This window comes from Micromonospora sp. MA102, from assembly GCF_025460765.1.
Taxonomy (GTDB): domain Bacteria; phylum Actinomycetota; class Actinomycetes; order Mycobacteriales; family Micromonosporaceae; genus Micromonospora; species Micromonospora halotolerans.
Genome location: NZ_JAMWEG010000006.1, coordinates 81,586 through 103,073, shown reverse-complemented (window position 1 = coordinate 103,073; position 21,488 = coordinate 81,586). Strand labels below are relative to the sequence as shown.

The 21,488-nt window shown below is 72.5% G+C and carries 25 protein-coding genes; 11 read left to right on the top strand and 14 right to left on the bottom strand.

Annotated features, from left to right (window positions below):
- The first annotated feature begins 62 nt into the window (after positions 1–62).
- Entirely contained in the window at positions 63–935 is an 873-nt protein-coding gene (locus NFX44_RS14315; protein ID WP_262284030.1) for a class I SAM-dependent methyltransferase, read from the top strand.
- A gap of 39 nt (positions 936–974) precedes the next feature.
- On the opposite strand, the gene NFX44_RS14310 is transcribed toward NFX44_RS14315, so the two are convergent.
- Positions 975–2,075: a crosslink repair DNA glycosylase YcaQ family protein gene (locus tag NFX44_RS14310; RefSeq protein ID WP_262284029.1), complete on the bottom strand. Its 1,101-nt coding sequence runs from the start codon at positions 2,073–2,075 to the stop codon at positions 975–977.
- An 84-nt stretch (positions 2,076–2,159) separates the two neighbouring features.
- Here NFX44_RS14310 and NFX44_RS14305 point away from each other — a divergent pair, with 84 nt between their 5' ends.
- The gene (locus NFX44_RS14305) at positions 2,160–2,498 is read left to right on the top strand and encodes a helix-turn-helix transcriptional regulator (RefSeq protein WP_262284028.1); all 339 of its coding nucleotides are present in this window, start codon (positions 2,160–2,162) and stop codon (positions 2,496–2,498) included.
- Positions 2,495–2,974 carry an SRPBCC family protein gene (locus NFX44_RS14300; RefSeq protein WP_262284027.1) on the top strand — a complete coding sequence of 160 codons (480 nt, stop codon included), beginning with the start codon at positions 2,495–2,497 and terminating at the stop codon, positions 2,972–2,974. The genes NFX44_RS14305 and NFX44_RS14300 overlap by 4 nt, the downstream gene beginning before the upstream one ends.
- A gap of 76 nt (positions 2,975–3,050) precedes the next feature.
- Here NFX44_RS14300 and NFX44_RS14295 read toward each other — a convergent pair whose 3' ends face one another.
- From NFX44_RS14295 to NFX44_RS14280, 4 genes are all read right to left on the bottom strand, one after another.
- Positions 3,051–3,845 (bottom strand): trypsin-like serine protease, encoded by a 795-nt coding sequence (locus NFX44_RS14295; RefSeq protein WP_262284026.1) that lies wholly within the window; start codon positions 3,843–3,845, stop codon positions 3,051–3,053.
- 128 nt (positions 3,846–3,973) lie between these two features.
- Positions 3,974–4,876: a helix-turn-helix domain-containing GNAT family N-acetyltransferase gene (locus tag NFX44_RS14290; RefSeq protein ID WP_262284025.1), complete on the bottom strand. Its 903-nt coding sequence runs from the start codon at positions 4,874–4,876 to the stop codon at positions 3,974–3,976.
- A gap of 14 nt (positions 4,877–4,890) precedes the next feature.
- Entirely contained in the window at positions 4,891–5,685 is a 795-nt protein-coding gene (locus NFX44_RS14285; protein ID WP_262284024.1) for a bifunctional 2-polyprenyl-6-hydroxyphenol methylase/3-demethylubiquinol 3-O-methyltransferase UbiG, read from the bottom strand.
- Between the two features lie 57 nt (positions 5,686–5,742).
- Positions 5,743–6,171 (bottom strand): DUF6010 family protein, encoded by a 429-nt coding sequence (locus NFX44_RS14280; RefSeq protein WP_262284023.1) that lies wholly within the window; start codon positions 6,169–6,171, stop codon positions 5,743–5,745.
- A gap of 96 nt (positions 6,172–6,267) precedes the next feature.
- On the opposite strand from NFX44_RS14280, the gene NFX44_RS14275 reads away from it, so the two are divergent.
- Positions 6,268–7,227, top strand: a complete 960-nt coding sequence (locus NFX44_RS14275; RefSeq protein WP_262284022.1) for a GlxA family transcriptional regulator — start codon at positions 6,268–6,270, stop codon at positions 7,225–7,227.
- On the opposite strand, the gene NFX44_RS14270 is transcribed toward NFX44_RS14275, so the two are convergent.
- Complete coding sequence (locus NFX44_RS14270; RefSeq protein WP_262284021.1) at positions 7,200–7,964, bottom strand: hypothetical protein; 765 nt, start codon at positions 7,962–7,964, stop codon at positions 7,200–7,202. The genes NFX44_RS14275 and NFX44_RS14270 overlap by 28 nt on opposite strands.
- 214 nt (positions 7,965–8,178) lie before the next feature.
- A complete protein-coding gene (locus NFX44_RS14265; protein ID WP_262284020.1) occupies positions 8,179–9,651 on the bottom strand; it encodes a M1 family metallopeptidase in 1,473 nt (490 codons plus the stop codon).
- Here NFX44_RS14265 and NFX44_RS14260 point away from each other — a divergent pair.
- Entirely contained in the window at positions 9,633–9,803 is a 171-nt protein-coding gene (locus NFX44_RS14260; protein ID WP_262284019.1) for a hypothetical protein, read from the top strand. The two genes, NFX44_RS14265 and NFX44_RS14260, sit on opposite strands and share 19 nt — an antisense overlap.
- On the opposite strand, the gene NFX44_RS14255 is transcribed toward NFX44_RS14260, so the two are convergent.
- From NFX44_RS14255 to NFX44_RS14240, 4 genes are all read right to left on the bottom strand, one after another.
- Positions 9,794–11,407 carry an FAD-dependent monooxygenase gene (locus NFX44_RS14255; protein ID WP_262284018.1) on the bottom strand — a complete coding sequence of 538 codons (1,614 nt, stop codon included), beginning with the start codon at positions 11,405–11,407 and terminating at the stop codon, positions 9,794–9,796. The genes NFX44_RS14260 and NFX44_RS14255 overlap by 10 nt on opposite strands.
- Before the next feature lie 159 nt (positions 11,408–11,566).
- On the bottom strand, positions 11,567–12,001 hold the full coding sequence (locus NFX44_RS14250) for a ChaB family protein (RefSeq protein ID WP_262284017.1): 435 nt from the start codon (positions 11,999–12,001) through the stop codon (positions 11,567–11,569).
- A gap of 24 nt (positions 12,002–12,025) precedes the next feature.
- Positions 12,026–12,469 (bottom strand): phage holin family protein, encoded by a 444-nt coding sequence (locus tag NFX44_RS14245; protein ID WP_262284016.1) that lies wholly within the window; start codon positions 12,467–12,469, stop codon positions 12,026–12,028.
- A 110-nt stretch (positions 12,470–12,579) separates the two neighbouring features.
- On the bottom strand, positions 12,580–13,239 hold the full coding sequence (locus NFX44_RS14240) for a metalloregulator ArsR/SmtB family transcription factor (RefSeq protein ID WP_262284015.1): 660 nt from the start codon (positions 13,237–13,239) through the stop codon (positions 12,580–12,582).
- Positions 13,240–13,353: 114 nt separating this feature from the next.
- Between NFX44_RS14240 and NFX44_RS14235 the strand changes: the two genes are divergently transcribed.
- The 6 genes from NFX44_RS14235 to NFX44_RS14210 all read left to right on the top strand — a co-directional run bounded on the left by NFX44_RS14235 (position 13,354) and on the right by NFX44_RS14210 (position 17,671).
- Positions 13,354–13,863, top strand: a complete 510-nt coding sequence (locus NFX44_RS14235; RefSeq protein ID WP_262284014.1) for a DUF2231 domain-containing protein — start codon at positions 13,354–13,356, stop codon at positions 13,861–13,863.
- Positions 13,863–14,258, top strand: coding sequence for a hypothetical protein (locus tag NFX44_RS14230; RefSeq protein ID WP_262284013.1), 396 nt, complete (start codon positions 13,863–13,865; stop codon positions 14,256–14,258). Before NFX44_RS14235 ends, NFX44_RS14230 begins: the two co-directional genes overlap by 1 nt.
- 1 nt (position 14,259) lies before the next feature.
- Positions 14,260–14,856, top strand: coding sequence for a GTP cyclohydrolase I FolE (folE, locus tag NFX44_RS14225; RefSeq protein WP_262284012.1), 597 nt, complete (start codon positions 14,260–14,262; stop codon positions 14,854–14,856).
- Positions 14,857–14,884: 28 nt separating this feature from the next.
- Complete coding sequence (locus tag NFX44_RS14220) at positions 14,885–16,117, top strand: NAD(P)/FAD-dependent oxidoreductase (RefSeq protein ID WP_262284011.1); 1,233 nt, start codon at positions 14,885–14,887, stop codon at positions 16,115–16,117.
- Between the two features lie 87 nt (positions 16,118–16,204).
- Positions 16,205–16,951, top strand: coding sequence for an AraC family transcriptional regulator (locus tag NFX44_RS14215; RefSeq protein ID WP_262284010.1), 747 nt, complete (start codon positions 16,205–16,207; stop codon positions 16,949–16,951).
- Positions 16,952–17,011: 60 nt separating this feature from the next.
- On the top strand, positions 17,012–17,671 hold the full coding sequence (locus NFX44_RS14210) for a dihydrofolate reductase family protein (protein WP_262284009.1): 660 nt from the start codon (positions 17,012–17,014) through the stop codon (positions 17,669–17,671).
- A gap of 33 nt (positions 17,672–17,704) precedes the next feature.
- On the opposite strand, the gene NFX44_RS14205 is transcribed toward NFX44_RS14210, so the two are convergent.
- The 3 genes from NFX44_RS14205 to NFX44_RS14195 form a co-directional block, all read right to left on the bottom strand.
- Positions 17,705–18,439 (bottom strand): VOC family protein, encoded by a 735-nt coding sequence (locus NFX44_RS14205; RefSeq protein ID WP_262284008.1) that lies wholly within the window; start codon positions 18,437–18,439, stop codon positions 17,705–17,707.
- A gap of 206 nt (positions 18,440–18,645) precedes the next feature.
- Positions 18,646–19,857 carry a hypothetical protein gene (locus NFX44_RS14200; protein WP_262284007.1) on the bottom strand — a complete coding sequence of 404 codons (1,212 nt, stop codon included), beginning with the start codon at positions 19,855–19,857 and terminating at the stop codon, positions 18,646–18,648.
- A gap of 107 nt (positions 19,858–19,964) precedes the next feature.
- Positions 19,965–21,323, bottom strand: a complete 1,359-nt coding sequence (locus tag NFX44_RS14195; protein WP_262284006.1) for a hypothetical protein — start codon at positions 21,321–21,323, stop codon at positions 19,965–19,967.
- Positions 21,324–21,488: the final 165 nt, after the last annotated feature.

The following is a 21,488-nucleotide window of genomic DNA, read 5'->3' as shown; positions in this document are numbered from 1 at the left end:
GGGCCGTGCCCGACGTTACCGTCGGCCGCGGAGCCGACGTCCCCGCGGGAGAGAAGGACGCGATGTCGAGAACGCCGCGGGCGAGCCGCACGGCAGTGCTGGTGTGCCAGGGTCGCGCCGCGGCGGACGGGCTGGTCGCTCCCGGCCGCTTCGCGGACCCGACCGCCCTGCCCCTGCTGCGTCCCGACGAGCGGGAGGCGGTCCAGTGGGTCCGGGCCGGCGCCCCACCCGCGGCGTGGCAGCAGCGGCTCGACTACGAGACGGTACGCGCGACCGCCGAGCTGATGGCACCCCGCACGATCGCCATCGACGACGCGATCCGCGCCCACCCGTCTCCGCAGCTGGTGATCCTCGGCGCCGGGCTGGACGGCCGCGCCTGGCGGATGCCGGAACTCGCCGGGGTGACGGTCTTCGAGGTCGACCAGCCGGCCACCCAGCAGGACAAGCGCGACCGCGCCGCGGGCCTGCCCGGCCCGCCGCCCACGTTCGTCCCGGTGGACTTCAGCCGCGACCGGCTGGCCGGGACGCTGGCGGCGCACGGGCACCGGGCCGACCTCGCCACGACCTGGCTCTGGGAGGGCGTCGTGCCGTACCTGACGAGAGCAGAGGTGGCCGCCACGGTCGCCGAGCTCGCCGCCTGTTCCGCCGCGGGCAGTCGCCTGGTCGTCAACTATCAGAGCCCCGCCGTCTCCGCCACCCTGGGCCGGGTGGTCGCTCGGTTGCTGACGGCCTCCGCCGGCCGGTCGAGCGTCTGGGCGAACGAGCCGTGGCGCTCCACCTGGACGCCCGCCGCCCTGGCCGCCCTGCTCACCCGGCAGGGCTACCGCGTCACCCGGGAGGAGAGCCTGCTCGACACGGCGCGGACGCTCGCCCTGCCGGTGTCCCGTGCCAGGTCGCTCCGCCACGGCCGGGTGCTGGTCGCCGACCGGGCCTGACCCCCGGCGCGTCGACCCGGACGTCCCGGGGAGCAGGGGTCAGGACGCCAGGGCCAGGGTCAGGCGGAGCCAGTCCGCCAGGTCCTCGATCTCGTGCCGCACCGCGTTCGTCATCGCCCTGGTGAACGGGACATCCTGGTGGATCGCGTCCACCCGGAGCACACCGGCCCTGCGGTCGGCGGTGGCGTCGAGCTTGCCGACCAGCCGGTCCCCGTACAGGATCGGCAGCGCCCAGTAGCCCCAGCGGCGCTTGGCGGCCGGCTTGTACATCTCCAGCTGGTAGTCGTACTCGAACAGCTCGGTCAGCCGCCGGCGGTCGTAGACGAGCCGGTCCAGCGGGGACAGCAACGCGGCACGGCCGGTGAACGGTTGGTCCAACAGCTCCGGGTCGACCCGCCACTGGCCCTTCACGCCCTCGACCACCGCGGACTCGCCCGCCGCGCCCACGTCGTTCGGCTCCCCCGGGCTCTCCGGAGCACGGGCGCGCGCGATGCCGAGCGCGCGCAGCCGCCGCTCGTTGCGGATCCGCCGCGCCTCCTCGTAGGGCACCACCTCGTCGGGGTAGACCCGGTCGGCAAGGTCCCACAGCCGGTCGGCGCCGCGCCGGCCGGCGGCCGCGACCTCGCCGCGCTGGACCAGAAAGTCGATCATCTTGCGGACGTTGCGGTCGTTCGTCCAGCCGGTGGAACGCCAGGGAACCTCGCAGGTGTCCGGCAGCTCACGGGCCGGCAGCGGGCCGTCGGCGCGGAGCCTCGCGAGGATGTCCAGCCGGCAGCCCCGGTTGGCGTCCACCCAGTCGCGCAGGCCCTCCTGCCAGTCGCGCAGCGGCGGACGGCCGGGCCACTCGGCCATCTCCGCCCGGTACAGCGCGAGGTCTTCCGGCGGGCGGATGAGGCCGTGCAGCTCCAGCAGGGTCTGCTCGTCGAGGGCGTCGCGCAGCTGCGCCGGAGCGTACGAGGAGCCGAGGCGGCTCCACAGGACCAGGTCGGCGCTGGGCGCCACGGCGGACGTCGGGTCGTTCTGCAGCAGCGTCAACCGGCGGACGACGTCGAACATCCCGCCGGGGCGGTCGGCGGCCAGCAGTTGGGCGCGCACCGCGAGGCGGCGGGCGTCGCCGCGGGACAGCTCGTGCACGGTCACCAGCCGAGACTAGGAGGCGGGTACGACCACGACCACCCCTCGCCGCCGTTGACATGTGACCATCTGGTCACCTATTCTCGTCTTGTGAGCGACGACGACGATCTGGTGTTCAAGGCGCTCGCCGACCCGACCCGACGCGCCCTGCTCGACCGGCTCTTCGTCCGCGACGGCCAGACGTTGACGGAGCTGGAGTCGGAGCTGGCGATGACCCGCTTCGGTGTCATGAAGCACCTGCGCCTGCTGGAGGACGCCGGTCTCGTGGTCACCCGCCGGCAGGGCCGGGAGAAGCTGCACTTCCTCAACCCGGTGCCGATCCGGCTGATCCACGACCGGTGGATCGACAAGTACACCGCGCACCACACCGCGACGCTGCTGGAACTCAAGGCGGAACTCGAACGCGACGACCCGAAGGAGAAGCGATGACCACCACGACGACCGGGACGACCAAGGTCTACCGGGTCTACATCAAGGCCACCCCGCAGGCGATCTGGGACGCGATCACCAAGCCGGAGTGGACCCGGCAGTACGGCTACCAGGGCATCGTCGAATACGACCTGCGGCCCGGCGGCACCTACCGGGCCCTGTCCATCCCCGAGCACCGCGAGGCCGGCATGCCGGAGGTGCCGGTGGAGGGCGAGGTGATCGAGGTGGACCCGCCGGTCCGGCTGGTGCAGACCTGGCGGCCGACCTGGCTGGACGAGCCGGCCACCCGGTTGACCTACGAGATCGCGGAGCGGGGCAACGGCGTCAGCTCGCTCACCGTGACGCACGAGCTGGCCGGCGCGCCGCAGACCCTGGCCCAGGTGAACGGCGAGATCGAGAGCGCGGGTGGCGGCTGGGCCGAGGTCCTCAGCGACCTGAAGTCGCTGCTGGAGACGGGCAAGCCGCTCTACGCCTGACCCGAGCCCTGCGAACGCGACGCACACGAGGGCGGCCCGGCTGGTCGTACGCCGGGCCGCCCGTCAGGCCGCGTGGTCAGCCGCCGAGGCTCGCCGCGGCCGAGGCGATGGCCGAGGAGAAGTAGCTCACCTGGGTGTAGACGCCGGGGTAGTTGGGGCGGGCGCAGCCGTTGCCCCAGCTCACGATGCCCACCTGAATCCAGGCGTTGGCGGCGTCGCGACGGAACATCGGCCCGCCCGAGTCGCCCTGGCAGGTGTCCACGCCGCCGCCGGCGTACCCGGCGCAGATCTCCTCGGCGGGAATGAGGTCGCCGCCGTAGTTGGCGTTGCAAATGGCGTCACTGACGAACGGCACGGTGGCCTTGAGCAGGTACCGCTGCTGCCCGCCGCCCTCGGTCGCCGCGCCCCAGCCGGCGATGGTGAACGTGCCGTTGTCGTAGGTCGTGGTGTTGGCGATCTTCAGGGTGCTCAGCCCACTGACCGGGGTGGCCAGGCGGATCAGCGCCCAGTCCTTGCCGCTGCCGTTGTAGCCGGGGGCCCGGTAGACGTAGTTCGACCGCACCGTGATCCGGCTGGACGACTGGAGGTCGACCACGCCCAGGGTCGCCGTGATGCTGGTGTTGGTGCCCGTACGCCCGACGCAGTGCGCGGCGGTGAGCACCAGGCGGGGGCTGTACAGCGCGCCGCCGCAGCCCATCGAGAGACGCACCATGAACGGGAATTCGCCCTGTGCGGCGCGGGTGCCGCCGACGACGTTCGGCGTGATCGGTGTGGGGTCGGCGACGGCGGGTGCGGCGAGAGTGAGGCTGCCCGCGGTCACCGCGGCCAACGCGGTGGCCAACAGGCCGGTGAGGGTGCGCCAGCGAACCATGTATTCCTCCGCATCAGGACCGGCGCGCCTTGTGGGCACACCTGATTCGAGACTGCGGACAGCATATTGAGATCAATGGATTTGCTGACCATACTCTTCGGGTCGTACCGCGCCGGTATGCAGACCCGTCACGTCACGGGCGCCAGGGACTTCTCGAACCAGTGGTGCGCGTACGGCTCGTCGTTGTACGGCGCGACCTCCCGGTAGCCGGCCGCGCGGTACAGGGCGATCGCCTCGGTCAGGTTGCGGTTGGTGTCCAGCCGGACGGCGGTCCAGCCGCGCTCGGCGGCGTACCGCTCCAGTTGCGCCAGCAGGCGTCGCCCGACCCCGAGCCCCCGGACGCCGTCGGCCACCCAGACGCGCTTGATCTCCGCGGGCGCGTCGGCGTGGAGCTTGATCGCGCCGCAGCCGACCGGCTCGCCGTTGAGGGTGGCGAGCAGGAACACGCCGGCGGGTGGGATGAGTTCCTCGTCGCGGACCGGCTTGCTCCGGGCCGGGTCGAATCCGTCGTCGAAGCGCTGCGCGACCTCGTGGGCGTAGGCCCGCACGCAGGCCCGAGCCCGGGGATCTCCCGGTGGGCACGGCTCGACGACCACCATCGAGCTGACGAGCAGGCGCTCCACCTCGGCCATCGCCGCGACCAGGCGCTCGCGGCGCTGGTCGCCGAGCGGTTCGAGGATGGACCGGGCCAGCTCGTCGGACCGTTCGTCCAGCTCGGCCCACTCCGACCGCCCGGCCTCGGTGAGGACGGCGACTCGCACCCGCCCGTCGCCGCCGGCCCGGCCCGCCGGGCCGACGCGCACGAGTCCGTCGCCCTCCAGGGTGCGCAGGAGCCGGCTGAGGTACCCGGAGTCCAGGCCGAGCCGGGCGCGCAGCGCCGCGACCTCGGCACCGTCGGGGCCGATCTCCCACAGCAGCCGCGCCTGCGCGAGGGGCCGGTCGCGGGACATGTACTGGTCGTCGAGCGCGCCGACCCGCTGGGTGACCGTCCGGTTGAACCGCCGCACGGTGGCGATGAGCTCCGAGTTCATATGCCTGACTTTAGTCAGGCTTTATCGCCGTCCGCCAGTGCCCGGGCCCGCCCGATCAGGTGGAACACCCGGCTGAGCTGCCGGTACGGGTCCCGGACACTCGCTTCGAACTCGACGGCGGCCACGGCCGCCACATCCGTGCCGTCGGCCGGCAGGTCCCGCCAGTCCGAGAACAGCCAGACGCCGTACCACTCCTCGGGGTCCACCCCGCCCCGCCGCAGGAGGACGGACAGGTCCTCGACGGTGTCGGCGCGGGTGTCGACACCGAGCACCCCGACCTCGCCGGCGGCGTCGAAGGCGGCCAGGGCGTCGGCCCAGCGGTGGTCGAGTGCCGGACGGACGGCCAGCGTGCGGGCGTTGAGCGCCATGACCGAGACGACACCTCCGGGCGCCGCGCAGCGGCACAGCGCGGAGACCAGCGGCTCGGGTCGTTCGAGATACATCAGCACGCCGTGGCAGAGCACCGCGGCGAACCGCTGCCCACCGGTCGCCGCCTCGGCCTGCTCGCCGGGCGCCTCGACCAGCCGGACCCGCCGCCGGACGTCGTCCGGCTCGTCCCGGAGCCGCTGCTCGGCCTTGGCCAGCATGGCCGGCGACGGGTCCAGGACGGTCACGTCGTACCCGAGTCGGGCCAGCGGCAACGACTGGTGGGCCGCGCCGCCGCCCACGTCGAGGACGCTCGCCGGCGGTTCGGGAAGGTGCCGCAGCAGCTGGTGGTGGAGGACGTACGTCCGCACCCGCCCCTTGACCGAGGCGTACGCACCTTCCACGAACGGGTTCGCCAACGCGGCCCAGGCGTCCGACGGCATACCGGGATTGTGGCATCCGGGCGTGTGCGTCGTGGGAACGACGGCCGTGTCCGGTGTCTACGCGGCGTCGCCGGTGGCGGTGCGGCGGCCCGCCGTCGGGTGGGTCCAGAACCGCCACAGCTCTGGCACGGACCTGCCGCCGGCCAGGCACCACGCGGCGATGACCGGGTCGCAGATCGCGCAGCCCAGCGAGGAGTGCGCCGCGAACGGCAGGATCGGTTCGCCGTACCGGTGGTGCAGCAGGTCCCAGGCGGTGTGCATCAGCCACGCCACGCCGATCCACCGCCAGGATCGCAGCCCCCGGAAGGCGGCGTACGTCATCGCCGCGGTGAACAGCAATTCCCAGACCCCGAAGCCGCCGCTGAGGTAGGCGGCACCGGCGCCGGCCACCATGATCGCGTTGACGGGTCGGCGGTGCACGGCGGGGATCAACGAGTTCAGCGCGGCGTAGGCCAGCCCGATCAGCACGGGCGCGATCACGATCATGCAGCGAACCTACGACCGGGGCAGCGGAGCGAACAGTGGCGCGAGCGCCAACCATCGACGGCTCAGCGCCACGGCGTACGGCGGTACCTTCGACGGGTGCACACGGTGGCGGTGGCGGCGTTCGACGGGGTCGTCGGTTTCGACCTGGCGACCGCGCTCGAGGTGTTCGGCAGGGCGCGGCTGGCGGACGGCGCGCCGGCCTACCAGGTGAAGGTGTGTGCCGAGCGCCGGGAGGTCGACGCCGGTTCCTTCGTGCTGCGGGCGCCCTGGCGTCTCGACTCCCTGCGCGAAGCGGACACGGTGATCGTGCCCGGCGTCGCGGACCTCGCAGCGCCGGCCTCGGCGCCACTGCTGGCGGCCGTGCGGGCGGCGGCCGCGCGGGGCGCCCGGGTGGCGTCGATCTGTGTGGGCGCCTTCATCCTGGCCGACGCCGGCCTGCTCGACGGCCGCCGGGCCACCACCCACTGGGCCGCCGCCGCGGAGCTGGCCCGCAGGCATCCGGCCGTCACCGTCGAGCCGAACCTGCTCTACGTCGACGAGCGCGACGTGCTCACCTCGGCGGGGGCGGCCGCCGGGCTCGACCTGTGCCTGCACATGGTCCGGCGCGACCACGGGGCCGCCGTCGCGGCGGAGGTCGCCCGCGCCTCGGTGATGCCGCTGGAACGCGCCGGCGGCCAGGCACAGTTCATCACCCACGAACCACCGACCGCGAGCGGCTCCCTGGCGCCGCTGATGCACTGGCTGGCCAGCAATGCCGTGCGCGACATCGACCTCGACGACATGGCAGCCGAGGCGGCCGTCAGCGTACGCACCCTGCTGCGGCGCTTCCGTGCCCAGACCGGGACCACGCCGATGCGGTGGCTCACCCACCATCGGGTGCGGCGGGCGCAACACCTGCTGGAGACCAGCGACCTGCCCGTCGAGCGGGTGGGGCAGGTGACGGGCTTCGCCTCGACGACCACGTTCCGCGACCGGTTCAAGGAACTCGTCGGGGTCAGCCCGTCGGCGTACCGGCGCACCTTCCGGTCTCAGCCGCCCAGGCCGAGCTGGGGATAGAGGGCGTCGGGGGCGGCGACCGCTCCGGGCGGCCGGGTGACGTCGACCCGCGCGCCGAAGTCGCTGTAGCGCAGGGACGCGTTCGGCATGCCGTTGGCGGCGGGGATCGAGAAACTGACCAGCCGGCCATCGGCATCGAGCGAGGCCTGGAACGGGTTGCTGCGCGCACTGTCGGGAAAGCCGTCCGGACCGGGGCGGAGGCTGATCCCGTTGCCGCTGCCGATCCTGGTCAGGTCGATCGTTCCGACGATGTGCGGGCCGTCCGCTCGGGCCGTGACGATCGCGTCGATGAGGCGCGCCGAGCCGCCGGGGTCGTTCCGGCCCGGGGCGAAGCTGACGGCGAAGCCCGACGGCACCCGGGCCGGGTCGAGGGTCAGCCATTCGTGGCCGACACCGGGCAGGTCCAGCTCGGTCCTCAGGTAGACGTCGTCGCCGATCATCCGGATCTCGGTGACCCGACCGAGCGCCGAGATCGTGGCGACGGCGCGCTTGTTGACGTTGTCGTTGCGCGACAGCGTGGTGACCTGACTCGCGATGTCGACGTCGGCGCGGAAGCTCGTCTGATCGATGAACGCCGTGCCCGACCTCAGCAGCTCGATCGCCGTGGCGGTGGTGGTGGCGTGCGCGCTGACGGTCGGCGCCGGGGCGGGTTCGTTCTCCGTCCGCGCGCCGGCCGAGCATCCCAGGAGTAGCAGGGCTCCCGCGGCGATGGCGGCCGCCGCTGCTCGACGTGTCATGGCCGCAGAATAGAGGACTTCCGCAAGCTCACCCGAGGCTCAGCTCCCGCTCCGCCCGCGGGTCAGCCCGTCGTCCACGGCCGGAGCTTCGCGGGGTTGCGGACCGCCCAGATGCGCCTGATCCGGTCGCCCGCCATGTCGAACGCCAGCACGGTCACCGTGACGCCGGCCAGCTGCGCCACCTGACGCGGGCCGGCCGCGGACCGACACCGCCTCACGCGACGGCGACGGTCTTCGGTGTGGTCTTCGAGTCCAGCCAGGTGTTGATGAGCTTGGTGAAGTCGCGGCCGGTCTGCTTGTTGACGAAGGCGATGAACGAGGCCCGGTCCTGCTGGGTGTTGCGCTGCTCCTGCACCCAGGCGCGGGCCAGCGCGAAGAACGCCTTGTCACCCAGCTTCCGGTGGATCTCGTGGAGCATGGCCTCGGGGCAGAGGTAGACGTTGCCCTCGGCGAAGTTCTTCGGGTTGGGCTTGCCGGGCGGGCCGAGCTTCTTGCGCATGGCGGTATCGGCGTCGCGCAGGTACCGGTCCAGGCTGGCGTCACTGAGGTGCAGGGTGTCCTTGGTGTACAGGTCCTGGGCGTACTGGGCCCAGCCCTCGTTCAGCCACAGGTCGGTCCAGGTGGTCGGCGTGACGGAGTCGCCGAACCACTGGTGGGCGTACTCGTGCAGCAGGTCGCTTCCCCAGCGGTCGCGGCGGGCCTTGGTGTTCTCGATCTTGCGGCCCATGGTGATCATCTGCTGGGTCTCCATGCCGGACGCCGAGTCCACCACCACGACGCCACCGGACGGGAACGGATAGGGACCGAACTTCTTCTCCAGCCAGGTCAGATACTGGGGGGACTTCTTGAGGTACGGCAGCAGCTTGTCGTCGGCGCCCTTGCGGTACCAGAAGGTCAGCGGGATGCCGCGCGGCCCCTTGACGGTCAGCTTCTGGTACTTCCCGACCGCCAGGGTGGTCAGGTACGTCGCGACCGGGTCGGCGCTGCGGTAGGTGAACGTGGTCCCGGACTGCCCGGCCGGGGTGCCGCTGGCGATCGCGGACCAGCCCGCCGGGACGGTCACCCGGATGTCGTAGAGGGCCTCGTCGGACGGCTGGTCGTTGGCCGGGTACCAGGTGAACGCCCCGAACGGCTCCTGCATCGTCCAGAGGCCGCCCTCCTTGGTGACGGTGAGGCCCAGGTCCTCCACGTCCTTGCGGTGCGAGGGCATCGGCGTCGTCTTCGGCTTGCCGTGGTACTTGACCACCAGCGTCACCGGCTTGTCGGCGACGACCGGCGCGGTCACGGTCAGCTTCTCCTTGGCGACGGTGCCGGTGACCGCCGTGTCGTCCAGCGTCACCCCGTCGACCTGGTAGGGCATGAAGTCCAGGACGAGGGCGGGAGCGTCCTTGGTGGGCCGGATCCTCAGGGTGGCCGTGCCCGTGAGGGTCCTGGTCGCCGGCGCCCAGTCCAGCGCCAGGTCGTAGTGCAGGACGTCCAGGGCGTCGGTGCCCCGGGCCGGGTAGACCTTGTCGGCGACCGGGGTCGAGCGCCCGGCCTGCCAGGCGGTGTAGTCCACGGCGGGGGCGGTGGGGCTCGGCGTGGTCGTGGGGGCGGAGGAGCCGGGGGCCGGGGCGGCCGGATCGGTGGTGCACGCGGCGACGAGCAGCGGTGCGAGAAGCAGGGTCAGTGGTACGTGGCGACGCATCAGCGCACCTTACGGCAGAGATCCACTTCTGTGGGGCCCTCGATGTTCCCGGCCGGTTCACCGGTGAGCGGCACGACCACGAGGAGGGCGTGGTCGTCGACATGGCCGACCCGGAGGACCACGAGTTCGGCCTGGTCGAGTACTACGGTTGACGGCCGCGCCCGAGCCAGCGGCGCAGGTAGGCACGCAGGCCGGTCAGGTCGGTGCCGCCCGCGCGATAGCCGACGTGCCCGTCCGGCCGCACCAGATAGGCGGCGTGCGCGCCGGACGTGATGCCGAGCCGGCGCAGCACCTGGGCACCGGCCTCCGGGCCCGACCCGCTCGTGCCGGCCAGTTGATGTGCGGTGAGGTGGCCACGGTGGCGCCGGGTCAGGTCGTCGATCTCGTGCGCGGGCCAGCCCTCGGGCGGTCCGCAGAGCAGCAGGTGCCAGCCGGGCGCGGCGGTGAGCCGGTGCAGCGACCCGCCGTCGACCAGCGGGGCGTCGGGCAGCCGGTCCCCGGCTCGCGGACCGCCGCGCGGCGCCTGGGACCCGTCGGTGGACAGCGGGCTGCGCGGGTAGCGGATCGCGAGCTGAGCGACCGTGCGGAAGGCCGTGGCTCGCACGAAGCGGGGCGCGAGGACCGCTGGCAGCAGGGCGGGAGCCAGCCGGGTCCGGGCGAAGCGGACCAGCGGGTTGGTCGAGGTGGCGACGGTGAAGGCCCGGTCGCTGAACCGGAGCACCATCCGGCCGACCGGTGCCCGCTCCGCGTGGTAACTGTCCAGCAGCGCCGGGTCGGCGTCGGTGTGCAGCACCTGGGCGAGTTTCCAGCCGAGGTTCACCGCGTCCTGGATGCCGGTGTTCATGCCCTGCGCGCCCGCCGGGCTGTGGATGTGCGCGGCATCGCCGGCCAGGAAGACCGGTCCGGCCCGGTAGGTGGTGGCGGCCCGGTGATGCAGCCGGAAGTTCGTCGCCCACACCGGGTCGCGCAACCGCAGCGCGCCGCCCGCGTACGCGTCGGCAAGCGCCTGCAGTTCGGCGAGGTGGACCGGCGCGCCGGCCGGGGTCGGGTCGTCGGGGGGTCGCATGGCCACCATCCGCCAACTGGTCGGGTGGCCGAGCGGGAAGAGGAACAGCAGCCCGCGCCCGGCGAGGAAGGCGTGTGCCGCGTCGCGGTCGACACCGTCGACCTCCAGGTCGGCCAACACGAACGTCTGCGGGTACGCGCCGCCCTCGAAGCCGATCCCGGCGAACTGCCGCACGGCGCTGTGCGCGCCGTCGCAACCCACCACGTACCGGGCGGACACGCGCTCCTCGCGGCCGTCGCGGTGGCGCAGCGTCGCGACGGCGGCCCGGTCGGAGTGGTCGAGCCCGACCAGTTCGACGCCGCGTTCGACGCCGACCCCGAGGGTTGCGAGGTGCTCGCCGAGCAGCCGTTCGGTCTCCGCCTGCGACAGGAACAGCAGATACGGGTACGCGGTGTCGGGCAGGCCCAGGTCGAACAGCGGCGCGGCTCGCTGCCGTCGCCCCGCGTGCAGGGTCAACCGGACCGCCGGGTTGCCGGCCGCCACCATCTCGTCGGCCAGCCCGGTACCGGCGAGCACCTCCAACGTGCGGGGCTGAACGGCCAGCGCCCGCGACTCGTGCACCCGGTCCAATGCCCGGTCGACCAGGCGTACCCGCACGCCGTGCCGGGCGAGCTGCCCGGCCATGGTGAGGCCGGTCGGCCCCGCGCCGACCACGAGCACCTCCACCTCCGAGCCCGCAGCGCCCGTCATCGGCAGTCCCCCGGTTCGCGGAGCGGATCGCACCTTCCGTCAGGGTCACGGTAGCGCCGCTGGGGCAGGTGTGGCGCCCGGAGGACGTTCGGCGGGGAGGACGGCACGGGCGGCGCCCGCTGCGTGCGCGCAGTCAGACGGAAGCCCCGGGCCGTCGGTTCACCTCCGCCGGGCGCGGGCGGTGGCCCGGGCGTTGGCCTTCTCGATGGCCTGGACCAGCGCGTCTCTGTCCAGGCTCGCCGGATCGTCGATGCCCACCCGGCGGGCCACCTCCTCGAGGTGCCCCTTGCTGGCGTTGGCGTCGACCCCCTGGGCGGTCGGGCGGGCCCGGTCGCGGGAGGCCGGGGTGCCCAGCGCCGCCTGCGGGTCCGACGGCCCCTTGTGCTCCTTGGGCTCCCAGTGGTCGCCGACCTTCTCGTGGGTGTGCTTCAACGACGCGAACGCCGTGCGGTGCGCCCGCTCCCCGTCGCCATAGGTCTCCTCGGCCGACTCCAGCGTCTTCTTGTACGTGCGGACCGCCTTGTCGTCCGAACGCGCGACGGTCGACGGCACGTCGTCGCGCATCTGCTCGGCCTGCTCGTGCTTGTCCGGCATGACGTCCTCCCCCCCCGAACCCGATTACCGGCCCCATTCGTCACGGGCGGCGTCGGTGCCGGCCGGGACCACCCGGGAGGCGGTCGCGGACACCATGTCCCGCACCTCGTCGGCGAGCCGGGCCGAGCTGCCACCGGCCGCGCGCAGTTGCTCCAGCCCCATCCCGCCGAGGACCACCGCGGTGGCCAGGTAGCCGGCGGTGAGGCCCGCGGATGCCAGCCGGCGCGGCAGGAAGGACTCCAGCAGGCGCAGGATCGTGGTGGAGGCCGCACCGGCGCCGAGGACCAGGCAACCGCCCGCGGTGGCCAGCAGCGCGATGCCCAGCCCGGCCGGGCGGGCGGCCTCGGTCAACTGCCCGCGGACGTCGCGGATCTCCTCGCGGACGACGTCCGCCACGTCCTGCGCCAGACGGTCGGTCGGGCTGCCGCTTCGTCCGTCGCGGCCCGAATGCCCGGTCACGTCGCTCATGCGCGCCTCCCCCTGAGCCGGTTCACGGGCCCTGCGGGTACCCGGCTGGCCGGGCCACACACCGGAGGGGCCGCGCTTCCTCGGTCGTGCGGCAGGCGTTGGAGCAGGATTTACCGCTCGGGGACGGCGTCCAACCGGACGCAGCAGGCGCCGGGGCGTGGCGCGAGCCGGGGCAGCAGGTCGGCCCGGCCGGCAGCGTCGACCATGCCGGTGAGGAACGCGTGGTTGAGCCCGCACACCAGTGCGGTCTGCCGGCTGGCCAGGGCGTGGAACGGGCAGTTGCGCAGCAGCACCTGGTCGCCGAGCGTCTCGGGTTCGAAGCCGAGGCCGGCCAGCACGGCGACGAGGTCCTCTCCGGCGTCGCGTACCCGGGCGCCGATGTCCCGGCCGCGCTGCCGGGCATGCCGCCGCGCCGCCTCGGGGGCGTCGTGGGGGTCGTCGGCGACCGCGTCGGCGAGGATCTCGGCGATGAGCTCGTAGCGCCGCTCGGGAACGGTGATCGTCACGCCGTCGCCGGCCGCCTCGTAGACCTTCGGCGTCCGGCCCCGGCCCCGGGGCTGGTCGGCCGGCGCCTGGTAGTGGGTCCGCAGCAGCCCGGACTCGACGAGCTTGTCGAGGTGGAAGGCGGTGAGGTTGCGGGACATGCCGTGCGCCTCGGCCGCCTCCTCGCGGGTGACCGGGTGATCGGCCCGGCACACGTAGTCGTAGAGCGCCCGTCGGGACCGGTCGACGAGCGCGGCCATCGCGTTCCAGCGCTCCCCCGTGCTCACGGTCCCGAGGTTATCACCAACGAAGGCTATTGAAATTCTCGGCGCGCTGGGGCAGCATGATCGCTATCACCAATGAGCGTTGGTGAAAATCACCTGGGGGTTCCCGTGCGACCCATGGATCAGGCCAAGCACCCGGTGACCAACCTGGCCGGTCGCTACGGCCACCCGCTTCATCCCGCGCTGGTGGCGGTGCCGATCGGCGCCTGGGTGGCCAGCTTCGCCTTCGACCTGGCCACCCGGTTCCTACCCGGGTCACCGGACCTGGCCGACGGCGCACGGTGGCTCATCGGCCTCGGCGTCCTCGGCGCGCTCGCCGCCGCGCTCGCCGGCTTCCTGGACCTGTTCGCCATCCCCACCGGGACCCGCGTGCACCGCACCGCGCTCACGCACATGGCGACCACCCTCGCGGTCACCGGCGCGTACGCGGTGAACTTCGCCCTCCGGGCCGACGACCCGCCGGGTCCGGTGGCCGCGGGGCCGCTCGTGCTCTCGGCACTCAGCCTCGCCGGGCTGGCCGTCGCCGGCTACCTCGGCGGCGAACTGGCCTACCGGTACGGCGTGCGCGTCGCCGACGAGACCACCCAGGCGCGGGGCTACCACCACGCAGACAAGGAGAACTCCTGATGGGCATCGCCGCACTCGTCACCTGGCTGATCACGGCCGCCGGTGGCTTCGTCATGCTCGGCACCTGGATCAGCCGGGGCGGCCACCGGCCGGGAAGCGGCAGCCGACTGGCGCCGGGCCTGGTGTTCGGCCACGCCGCCCTGGCCGCGATCGGGCTGGTGCTGTGGATCGCCTACCTGGCCGTCGACAACGACCTGCTCGCGTGGGTCGCGTTCGGGGCGCTCGTGCCGGTGGCGCTGCTCGGGTTCACCATGCTGGCCCGCTGGATCCCCGCCCGCCGCTCCGGGACCGCCGAGTCCCGGTTCCCCGTGCCGGTGGTGGTCGGCCACGGCCTGTTCGCCGCCGCCACGCTGGTCCTGGCCGCGCTCGCGGCCCTCGGCGTGGGAGGTCGCTGAGGTGGGCGTCACCGCCCTCCGGGTGCAGCACCAGCGCCCCCGCCGCGACCCGGCCGCCGCCGAACGGGCGGCCGCGGAGTTCCTGACCGCGCTCGGCGTCGACCTCTCCGCCGACGGGCTCGCCGACACCCCGGGCCGGATGGCCCGCGCCTACGCCGAACTGCTCACCCCACGCGAGTTCCAGCTGACCACCTTCGACAACGACGAGGGCTACGACGAGTTGGTGCTGGCCCGGGCCATCCCGATCCGGTCGGTCTGCGAACACCACCTGCTGCCGTTCGTCGGCGTGGCGCACGTCGGCTACCTGCCCGGCGAGCGCATCCTGGGACTGTCCAAACTGGCCCGGGTGGTCGAGCTGTTCGCCCACGGCCCCCAGGTCCAGGAACGCCTCACCAAACAGATCGCCGACTGGCTGACCAGCCACCTGCGCCCGCGCGGGGTCGGCGTGGTCATCGAAGCCGAACACCTCTGCATGACGCTGCGCGGCGTCCGGGCCGTCGGCAGCAGCACCATCACCTCCACCCTGCTCGGCACCCTGCGCGAGGACCACCGCTCACGCGCCGAGTTCTTCACCCTGACCGGGGTCGGCCCCCGCTGAATCACGTACCCCGAGAGGAGCTGGACCGATGTCGACAAGCGACACGTTCGTGATCGTGGGCGCCGGGCTCGCCGGCGCGCGGGCCGCGCAGACGCTGCGGGAGGAGGGCTTCGACGGCGGCGTCGTCGTGATCGGCGACGAGCCCGAGCGACCGTACGAGCGGCCACCACTGTCCAAGGGGCTGCTGACCGGTGGCGCCGAACCCGACAGCGTGTACGTGCACGAGGCCGGGTGGTACGCCCAGCACGACGTCGACCTGCGCACCGCCGTCCGCGCCGTCGCCGTCGACCGCTCCGCCCGGGAGGTCCGGCTCGCCGACGGCCAGCGCATCCGGTACGACAAGCTGCTGCTGACCACCGGCGCCACGCCTCGCGACCTCGCGGCGCCCGGCGTCGACCTCGACGGGGTGCTGCGGCTGCGTACCCTCGCCGACAGCCGGCGGATCGGCGCGGCGCTCGTCGACGGCGCGCACCTCGTGATCGTCGGGGCGGGGTGGATCGGCCTGGAGGTCGCCGCGGCAGCCCGGCAGCGCGGCGCCACCGTCGACGTCGTCGAGACCGCGGCGCTGCCGTTGCGCCGGGTGCTCGGCGACGAGATCGCCCGGGTGTTCGCCAACCTGCACCGCGACCACGGCGTCACCTTCCACTTCGACGCCGAGGTGCGCGAGATCCGCGGCGCCGGTCGCGTCTCCTCGGTCCTGCTGGGCGACGGCACCGAGCTGCCCGCCGATGCCGTCGTGGTCGCCGTGGGCGTGCGGCCGAACACCGAGCTGGCGACGGACGCGGGCCTCCCCGTCGACAACGGAATCGTCGTCGACGCGGCCCTGCGCACCGCCGACCCGGACATCCACGCGGCCGGTGACGTCGCGAACGCCTACCATCCCCTGCTGCGCCGGCACCTGCGCGTCGAGCACTGGGCCAACGCGCTCCACAGCGGCCCGGCGGCGGCGCGCGGCATGCTCGGGCAGCCGGTCAGCTACGACGACCTGCCCTACTTCTACACCGACCAGTACGACCTGGGCATGGAGTACGTCGGACACGCCCCGCCCGGAGCGTCCGACCGGGTCGTCGTGCGCGGCGACGCCGCCAAGCGGGAGTTCATCGCCTTCTGGACCGCGGGCGGACGGGTGCTCGCCGGCATGAACGTCAACGTGTGGGACGTCGTCCCGTCGATCCGGCGCCTCGTCACCTCGCCCGACCCGGTCGACCTCGACCGGCTCGCCGACCCCGACGTGCCGCTCGACGAGGTGTGGTCCGGCTAGGGCCCGCATCGAAGCCGGTCAGAGTCGCTCGTGGTCGTGGCGGTCCTGATGGTCGACGTCGGTAGCCTCGGCAGGGAACCTCGGCTGGTGAAGACGGAGGAGGCCGTGGGCTTGCGGTTCGAGCATCGCGACACCGAGATCGACGTGAGCCTTGTCGACCGCGTCTGGCGCACCCGCTCTGACGCGGAGGGAACGATGACGTCGGCGGCACGCACCTGCTGGCATCTGATCCTCTCGCGGACGCAGGGACGCCTCCTCGCCAGCCTGCGCGGGCCGGAGACCAGGGCGACTACCGCGCTGGTCCCGCCGGACACCGAGTTCCTCGGCGTCCGGTTCGCATTCGGCGCGGTTCTTCGGCCGCACCCGGCCGCCTCGGTCGTCGATGGATACGTGTCGTTCCCAGTGACGGAATCGGGCAGGATCGTCATCGCCGGCGAGGGATGGGAGGCGCCGACGTTTGAGAACGTCGAGCACTTCGTCCGGCGCTTGCAGGACGCGGGTCTGCTGGTGCGATCGCATCTCGGAGACGGGGAGCAGGTCACCGAGCAATCCGAAGCCGGCCCGACCGAGCGAACCCTGCAGCGTCGCTACCGAGCGGTCACCGGGCTGTCGCGAACCGCCGTAAGGCAGATCGACCGCGCGAACGCCGCAGCCACGATGCTGCGCGACGGCCTTGACTGGCGCGCGGTGGTCGAGACGTTGGGGTACTTCGACCAGGCCCATCTCGCGCATGCGCTGCGTCGCTACGTCGGGTGCACCGCACGCGAGCTGCAGGCGGGCCACTTCGCCGCGATGTCGTTCCTGTACAAGACCCACCCTGGGCCCGGCAGCTAGCGTCCATCTGCCGACCGGCCCCGGCCGGCTGTCCGCGACGCGAATTTCAGGGGGAGAACTGTGCTGCTCAGCGTCAACACCTTCGTCAGTCTCGACGGCGTCATGCAAGGACCCGGAGCCCCCGACGAGGACCGCTCCGGCGGCTTCGACCGGGGCGGGTGGCTCGTGCCGCACGCCTCGACGCACACCGACGAGGTGGTGGAGAGCTGGTTCCGTGAGGCCGATGCGTTCCTCTTCGGCCGCACCAGCTTCGGCCTGCTCGGCGGGTACTGGCCGAAGGTCACCGACCCTGACGACCTGATCGCCGCCAAGCTCAACACGCTGCCGAAGTATGTCGTCAGCTCTACGCTGACCGACGATGAGGCCGATTGGAGCCCGACGACGGTCCTACGCGGTGACCTGGCCGATGAGGTACGCCGCCTCAAGGAGCTCCCCGGCAAGGAACTCCAGGTGCACGGCAGTTGGAAACTCGTGCAGACGCTGCACCAGGCAGGCCTCGTCGATGTCTACCGGCTGCTCCAGTACCCGGTCGTCGTCGGCACGGGGAAGCGCCTGTTCCCGGACGGGTCGACGCCCGCGACGTTCGCAACCGTCGAAGAGAGCTCGCGTGTACTGCCCGGCGGCGTCGTCTCGCTGACTCTCCACCCCACGAGCCTCGGCGCGATCTCGGCAGGCGCGTACGCGGTTGACGAAGGATGCTCGGCGACGGTCCTGGACTGACATCCCGCGCCGCCCCAGGGCGCGGAGGCCGGGTCAGGCCGGGGTGAGGAGGCAGAACTCGTTGCCTTCGGGGTCGGCCAGGACCGTCCACGGGATGCTCCGGTCCAGGTCGACGGAGGTGGCGCCCAGAGCGCGCAGTCTGGCCGCCTCGGCCGCCAGGTCGTCACCCGGGTACGGGCGGACGTCGAGATGGACGCGGTTCCACACGGTCTTCACGTCGGGTGTGCGGACGAACCGCAGGTATGGGCCGACGTCCTTGGCGGAGCGCAGCACCGCGTGGTGGTCGGTCACCTCGTGCAGGGTCCAGTCCATGGCCTCGCCCCAGAAGCGGGCCATGGCTCGCGGATCCGCGCAGTCGACCACGACCGCGGCGATCGGTCCGGTGTCCCGGTGGAGCGGCGGGGGGTCCAGCACGCAGAACTCGTTGCCCTCCGGGTCGGCCAGGACCGTCCACGGGACGTCGCCCTGGCCCACGTCGGCGGGTGTCGCACCGAGATCCTTGAGACGGGTGATCAGCTCCGCCTGATGGGCCGTCGAGGTGGTGGCGAGGTCGACGTGCACGCGGTTCTTCACCGTCTTGGGTTCCGGGGAGACGACGAGGTCGATGCAGACGGCGACGGGGTCGGGGTAGACGAAGCCGTCGGGTTCGAGGTTCGTCACGCCGGGTTCCTCGCTGGCGACTCCCCAGCCGAGCACCTCCGCCCAGAAACCGCCCAGCGCGGAGTCGTCCCGAGCCTTCATGTTGATCTGCACAAGCCGCGTCGTCACGCCGACGATCATAGGCAAGGCACCGGGCTCACACGGACCGGGAGACCGGGGGCCGCAGGCCGAGCCACTGCTCACGCGGGCGGGGGCCGCCGAGGTAGGTGTGCACCTCCGGCGACGCCAGCAGCTCGATGAACGCCGGACGGTCCCGGGCCTCGGACGCACGGAGCGATCAAGACCGCGGACCGACCAACCCCCTGCGGTGGCTGTCACCCGTCCAGGCCGGCGTAGGCCCGTAGCGCCTCGTGGGTGGTCGGCAGGCCGTGTTGGCGGAGCGGGCCCTGCGGCCCCGAAGAGCCGAACACATGGGGGTTGTCGACGAGCCAGGCGACCACCGCCCGCTGCGCCGCCGTCAGTTCCTCGAAGCCGCGGCCGTGATCCGATTCCATCTGCGGAAACGCGCACCCCAGCACCCCGTTGAAGTGGTTGTGCCAGTTCGACGTGGGTTGAGCGGCGAGCACCGCCGCAACGAGGTCCGACCGCACCTCCTCGGCCACCGGCGCGGCGAAGGCGTCGAGCACGTCGAGTGCCACGTGGCTGGGGCTCGCACCCCAGATCGTCTCTGCGGCGTCCGGGTTGCGAATGGCCGCCCACCGGCGTAGCTCGGCTATCGCCGGGCCCGGCACCTGGTCACCGGCGAGCTGCGCCCACGCCACAGCGGCCGCCCATCTCCGGTCGGGATCTGGGCCGGCCAGGTTCCGGTCGAGCAGGTCCGCGAGCGGCTGCGTCACCGCACCGCCGACCAGCCCCAGCGCGATCAGCGCCCCTCCCACGGTCGACGCCGGGCGCTGGTCGTCGGAGGCGATGGCGAGCAGACGGGGGCGGATCGACGCCGACTCCTCCGAGAACCAGGCCAAGGCATGGATCACCTCCCCGACCACCTCGGCGTCTGCGTCATCCAGGCAGGTCAACAGCAGCGGGACGCCGGCCCGGACCGCGTCGTACGCGGCAAGCACGTGCCGGCGCTCGAGCAGGCGCCCCTCGGGCTTGGTAAGCGGAAAAGGCTGCCTCTGCCCTGTACTGACGACCTCGTACCAATCCATCATCGCCTGCGACCAGCGGCGCCAGGTCTCCTCGGGGACCTGGGCCACATCGTTGCGGATTTCGGCGATGGGGAAGCCCTTGGCGGGTATGTCGTAGGGCGTGTAGCCGACAGCGAGGCAGGAGAGCAGCTGAATCACTTCGTGCCGGGCGGGCGTGGCGGGGTCGGCCACCAGCTCCAGCAGGAACGGGACCGCGTATGCGGTGGCCTCGTAGCGGGAGCCCTGGTGGTAGATGTTGCCGTACAGCTCGTACATTGCCGCCCTACGGACCTCGGCGTCGGATGACCGCAGATCGCGAATGAGGCCAGGCACGTCCTCGGCACTTCCGTAGGCGTGCGTCAACGACGCCCAGTCGATGCTGTCCAGATCACGTAGCACGTGGCGCATTCTCCACGCCGGGCCGCGTCCACCGCAGTCCCGGGTGCACCGGCCACCGGAGCCGGCCGGCACCCAGCGGTGCCGGCCGGCTTCGCCGGGCGGGACGATCAGTTGGCGCCCTGGTCGTGCGGGACGGTGACGGTGACGGTGCAGCCGACCGGCCGGCCGATCTCGTCGTGGCCGGCGTACGTGAGCTGGTAGACCCGGTCACCGCCGTCGCCGGCCCGCTCGGCCCGCAGCTTGCCGCTCGTGTCCGCCGTGCCGGTGACGAAGTCGCTGACGTCCGCGGCGGCACCCCCGGTCACGCCGGTCAGGGCGAACGCGTTCGGGCCGAGCACGCCGTCGCGCAGGTCCACGGTCACGTCGACGTCGACCAGCTCGTGGTCCGGCGGCCACAGCACCGGTCGGTCCACCGCGCAGTCGAGCTGCCGCACCGGCAGCGGGTTCGCCAGGGTGGCGGTGGCGTGCCCGATGGTCGCGGTGAGCCGGGCGCCGGCCTCGTAGTACATGTGCGCGGTCCGGCCGTCGAAGTAGAACGTCGGCGCGGCCGAGCGGCCGAGGTCGGGGGCTGCGGTCATCGAGTCGTGCACGACGCCGAGGTGGATCTCCTGGTCGAAGCCCTCCCCCACGTCCACCGCGTGCATGTTGCCGTCGGCGGCGTGGTAGATCACCAGGTTGCGGTCGTTCCAGCGCAGGAAGAACGGCCCCGAGGCGTTCGGGCCCTCGTCGCCCTGCGGGGTCACGATCGGTTCGGGCTGCATGGTCCAGGTCCGCGCGTCGTTGGAGACCGCCCAGCGGATCCGCCGCGACACCGGCCCGGTCGGTCCGGGCAGCGCCGCGGTCGGGTTGTCCATGAAGAGCATCAGATACCGGGTTCCCAGGCGGGGCACGGACTGCTCGAACACCCGGGCGTAGGAGGTCTCGCCGCCGGTCGTCTCGTTCCGGCTGACCGCGGTGCCGCCGTAGTCGAAGTGGATGCCGTCGTCGGAGGTCGCGTACCGGGTGATGGAGTTCTCGCCGTGGAAGTAGAGGAAGAGCTTGCGCTCCCCCTCGATCCACACGGCGTGCGGCGAGGAGATGTGGCTGACCGTGGCGTAGTACGGCAGCCAGGTGTTGCTGATCAGGGGGTTGGCGGCGTACTCGGTCCACGGGCCGTCGATCGAGTCGGCGTACGCGAGGGCGATCCCGCCGGGCCGCTCGTGCGGCGCGTAGTACAGGTAGTAGGTGCCGAGCGGGTGGGGGAAGTAGTCGGCGGCCCGGATGACGCTCGGGAAGATGAACTCGTTCGTCGGGTTGTAGGCGAGGGCGCTCTTGTCGAAGGCGGTGCCCTGGTAGGTGAAGTGCGGGAAGTCGAGGCCGGGGTCCGCGGCGGCCGGTGCGGCGCCGGCCAGGGCGGCGACGAGCAGGCCGGCGCTGGCCGTGGCCAGGGCGGCGCGTCGAGACGACGGAACGGGTGGCTTCGTCATGCGGCTTCCTCTTCGGTCGGTGCGATCGGACGCGGTGACGGTTCGCGAGCGGCGCGGGGGTGACTCTCAGTGAGAACACAGGGGACATCGACCGGCTGACGCGCCCTGGCGTCGCCGTGCTAATACGTATTAGCATCTATGTTTCTCGAATGTTGCTCGCTCGGC

Excerpts from the sequence above, each read along its gene's own strand:
- NFX44_RS14315 (WP_262284030.1), top strand. The coding sequence starts at position 63 with ATGTCGAGAACGCCGCGGGCGAGCCGCACGGCAGTGCTGGTGTGCCAG.
- NFX44_RS14300 (WP_262284027.1), top strand. The coding sequence starts at position 2,495 with ATGACCACCACGACGACCGGGACGACCAAGGTCTACCGGGTCTACATC.
- NFX44_RS14295 (WP_262284026.1), bottom strand. The coding sequence starts at position 3,845 with ATGGTTCGCTGGCGCACCCTCACCGGCCTGTTGGCCACCGCGTTGGCC.
- NFX44_RS14290 (WP_262284025.1), bottom strand. The coding sequence starts at position 4,876 with ATGAACTCGGAGCTCATCGCCACCGTGCGGCGGTTCAACCGGACGGTC.
- NFX44_RS14285 (WP_262284024.1), bottom strand. The coding sequence starts at position 5,685 with ATGCCGTCGGACGCCTGGGCCGCGTTGGCGAACCCGTTCGTGGAAGGT.
- NFX44_RS14280 (WP_262284023.1), bottom strand. The coding sequence starts at position 6,171 with ATGATCGTGATCGCGCCCGTGCTGATCGGGCTGGCCTACGCCGCGCTG.
- NFX44_RS14270 (WP_262284021.1), bottom strand. The coding sequence starts at position 7,964 with ATGACACGTCGAGCAGCGGCGGCCGCCATCGCCGCGGGAGCCCTGCTA.
- NFX44_RS14265 (WP_262284020.1), bottom strand. The coding sequence starts at position 9,651 with ATGCGTCGCCACGTACCACTGACCCTGCTTCTCGCACCGCTGCTCGTC.
- NFX44_RS14255 (WP_262284018.1), bottom strand. The coding sequence starts at position 11,407 with ATGACGGGCGCTGCGGGCTCGGAGGTGGAGGTGCTCGTGGTCGGCGCG.
- NFX44_RS14250 (WP_262284017.1), bottom strand. The coding sequence starts at position 12,001 with ATGCCGGACAAGCACGAGCAGGCCGAGCAGATGCGCGACGACGTGCCG.
- NFX44_RS14245 (WP_262284016.1), bottom strand. The coding sequence starts at position 12,469 with ATGAGCGACGTGACCGGGCATTCGGGCCGCGACGGACGAAGCGGCAGC.
- NFX44_RS14235 (WP_262284014.1), top strand. The coding sequence starts at position 13,354 with ATGGATCAGGCCAAGCACCCGGTGACCAACCTGGCCGGTCGCTACGGC.
- NFX44_RS14230 (WP_262284013.1), top strand. The coding sequence starts at position 13,863 with ATGGGCATCGCCGCACTCGTCACCTGGCTGATCACGGCCGCCGGTGGC.
- NFX44_RS14220 (WP_262284011.1), top strand. The coding sequence starts at position 14,885 with ATGTCGACAAGCGACACGTTCGTGATCGTGGGCGCCGGGCTCGCCGGC.
- NFX44_RS14195 (WP_262284006.1), bottom strand. The coding sequence starts at position 21,323 with ATGACGAAGCCACCCGTTCCGTCGTCTCGACGCGCCGCCCTGGCCACG.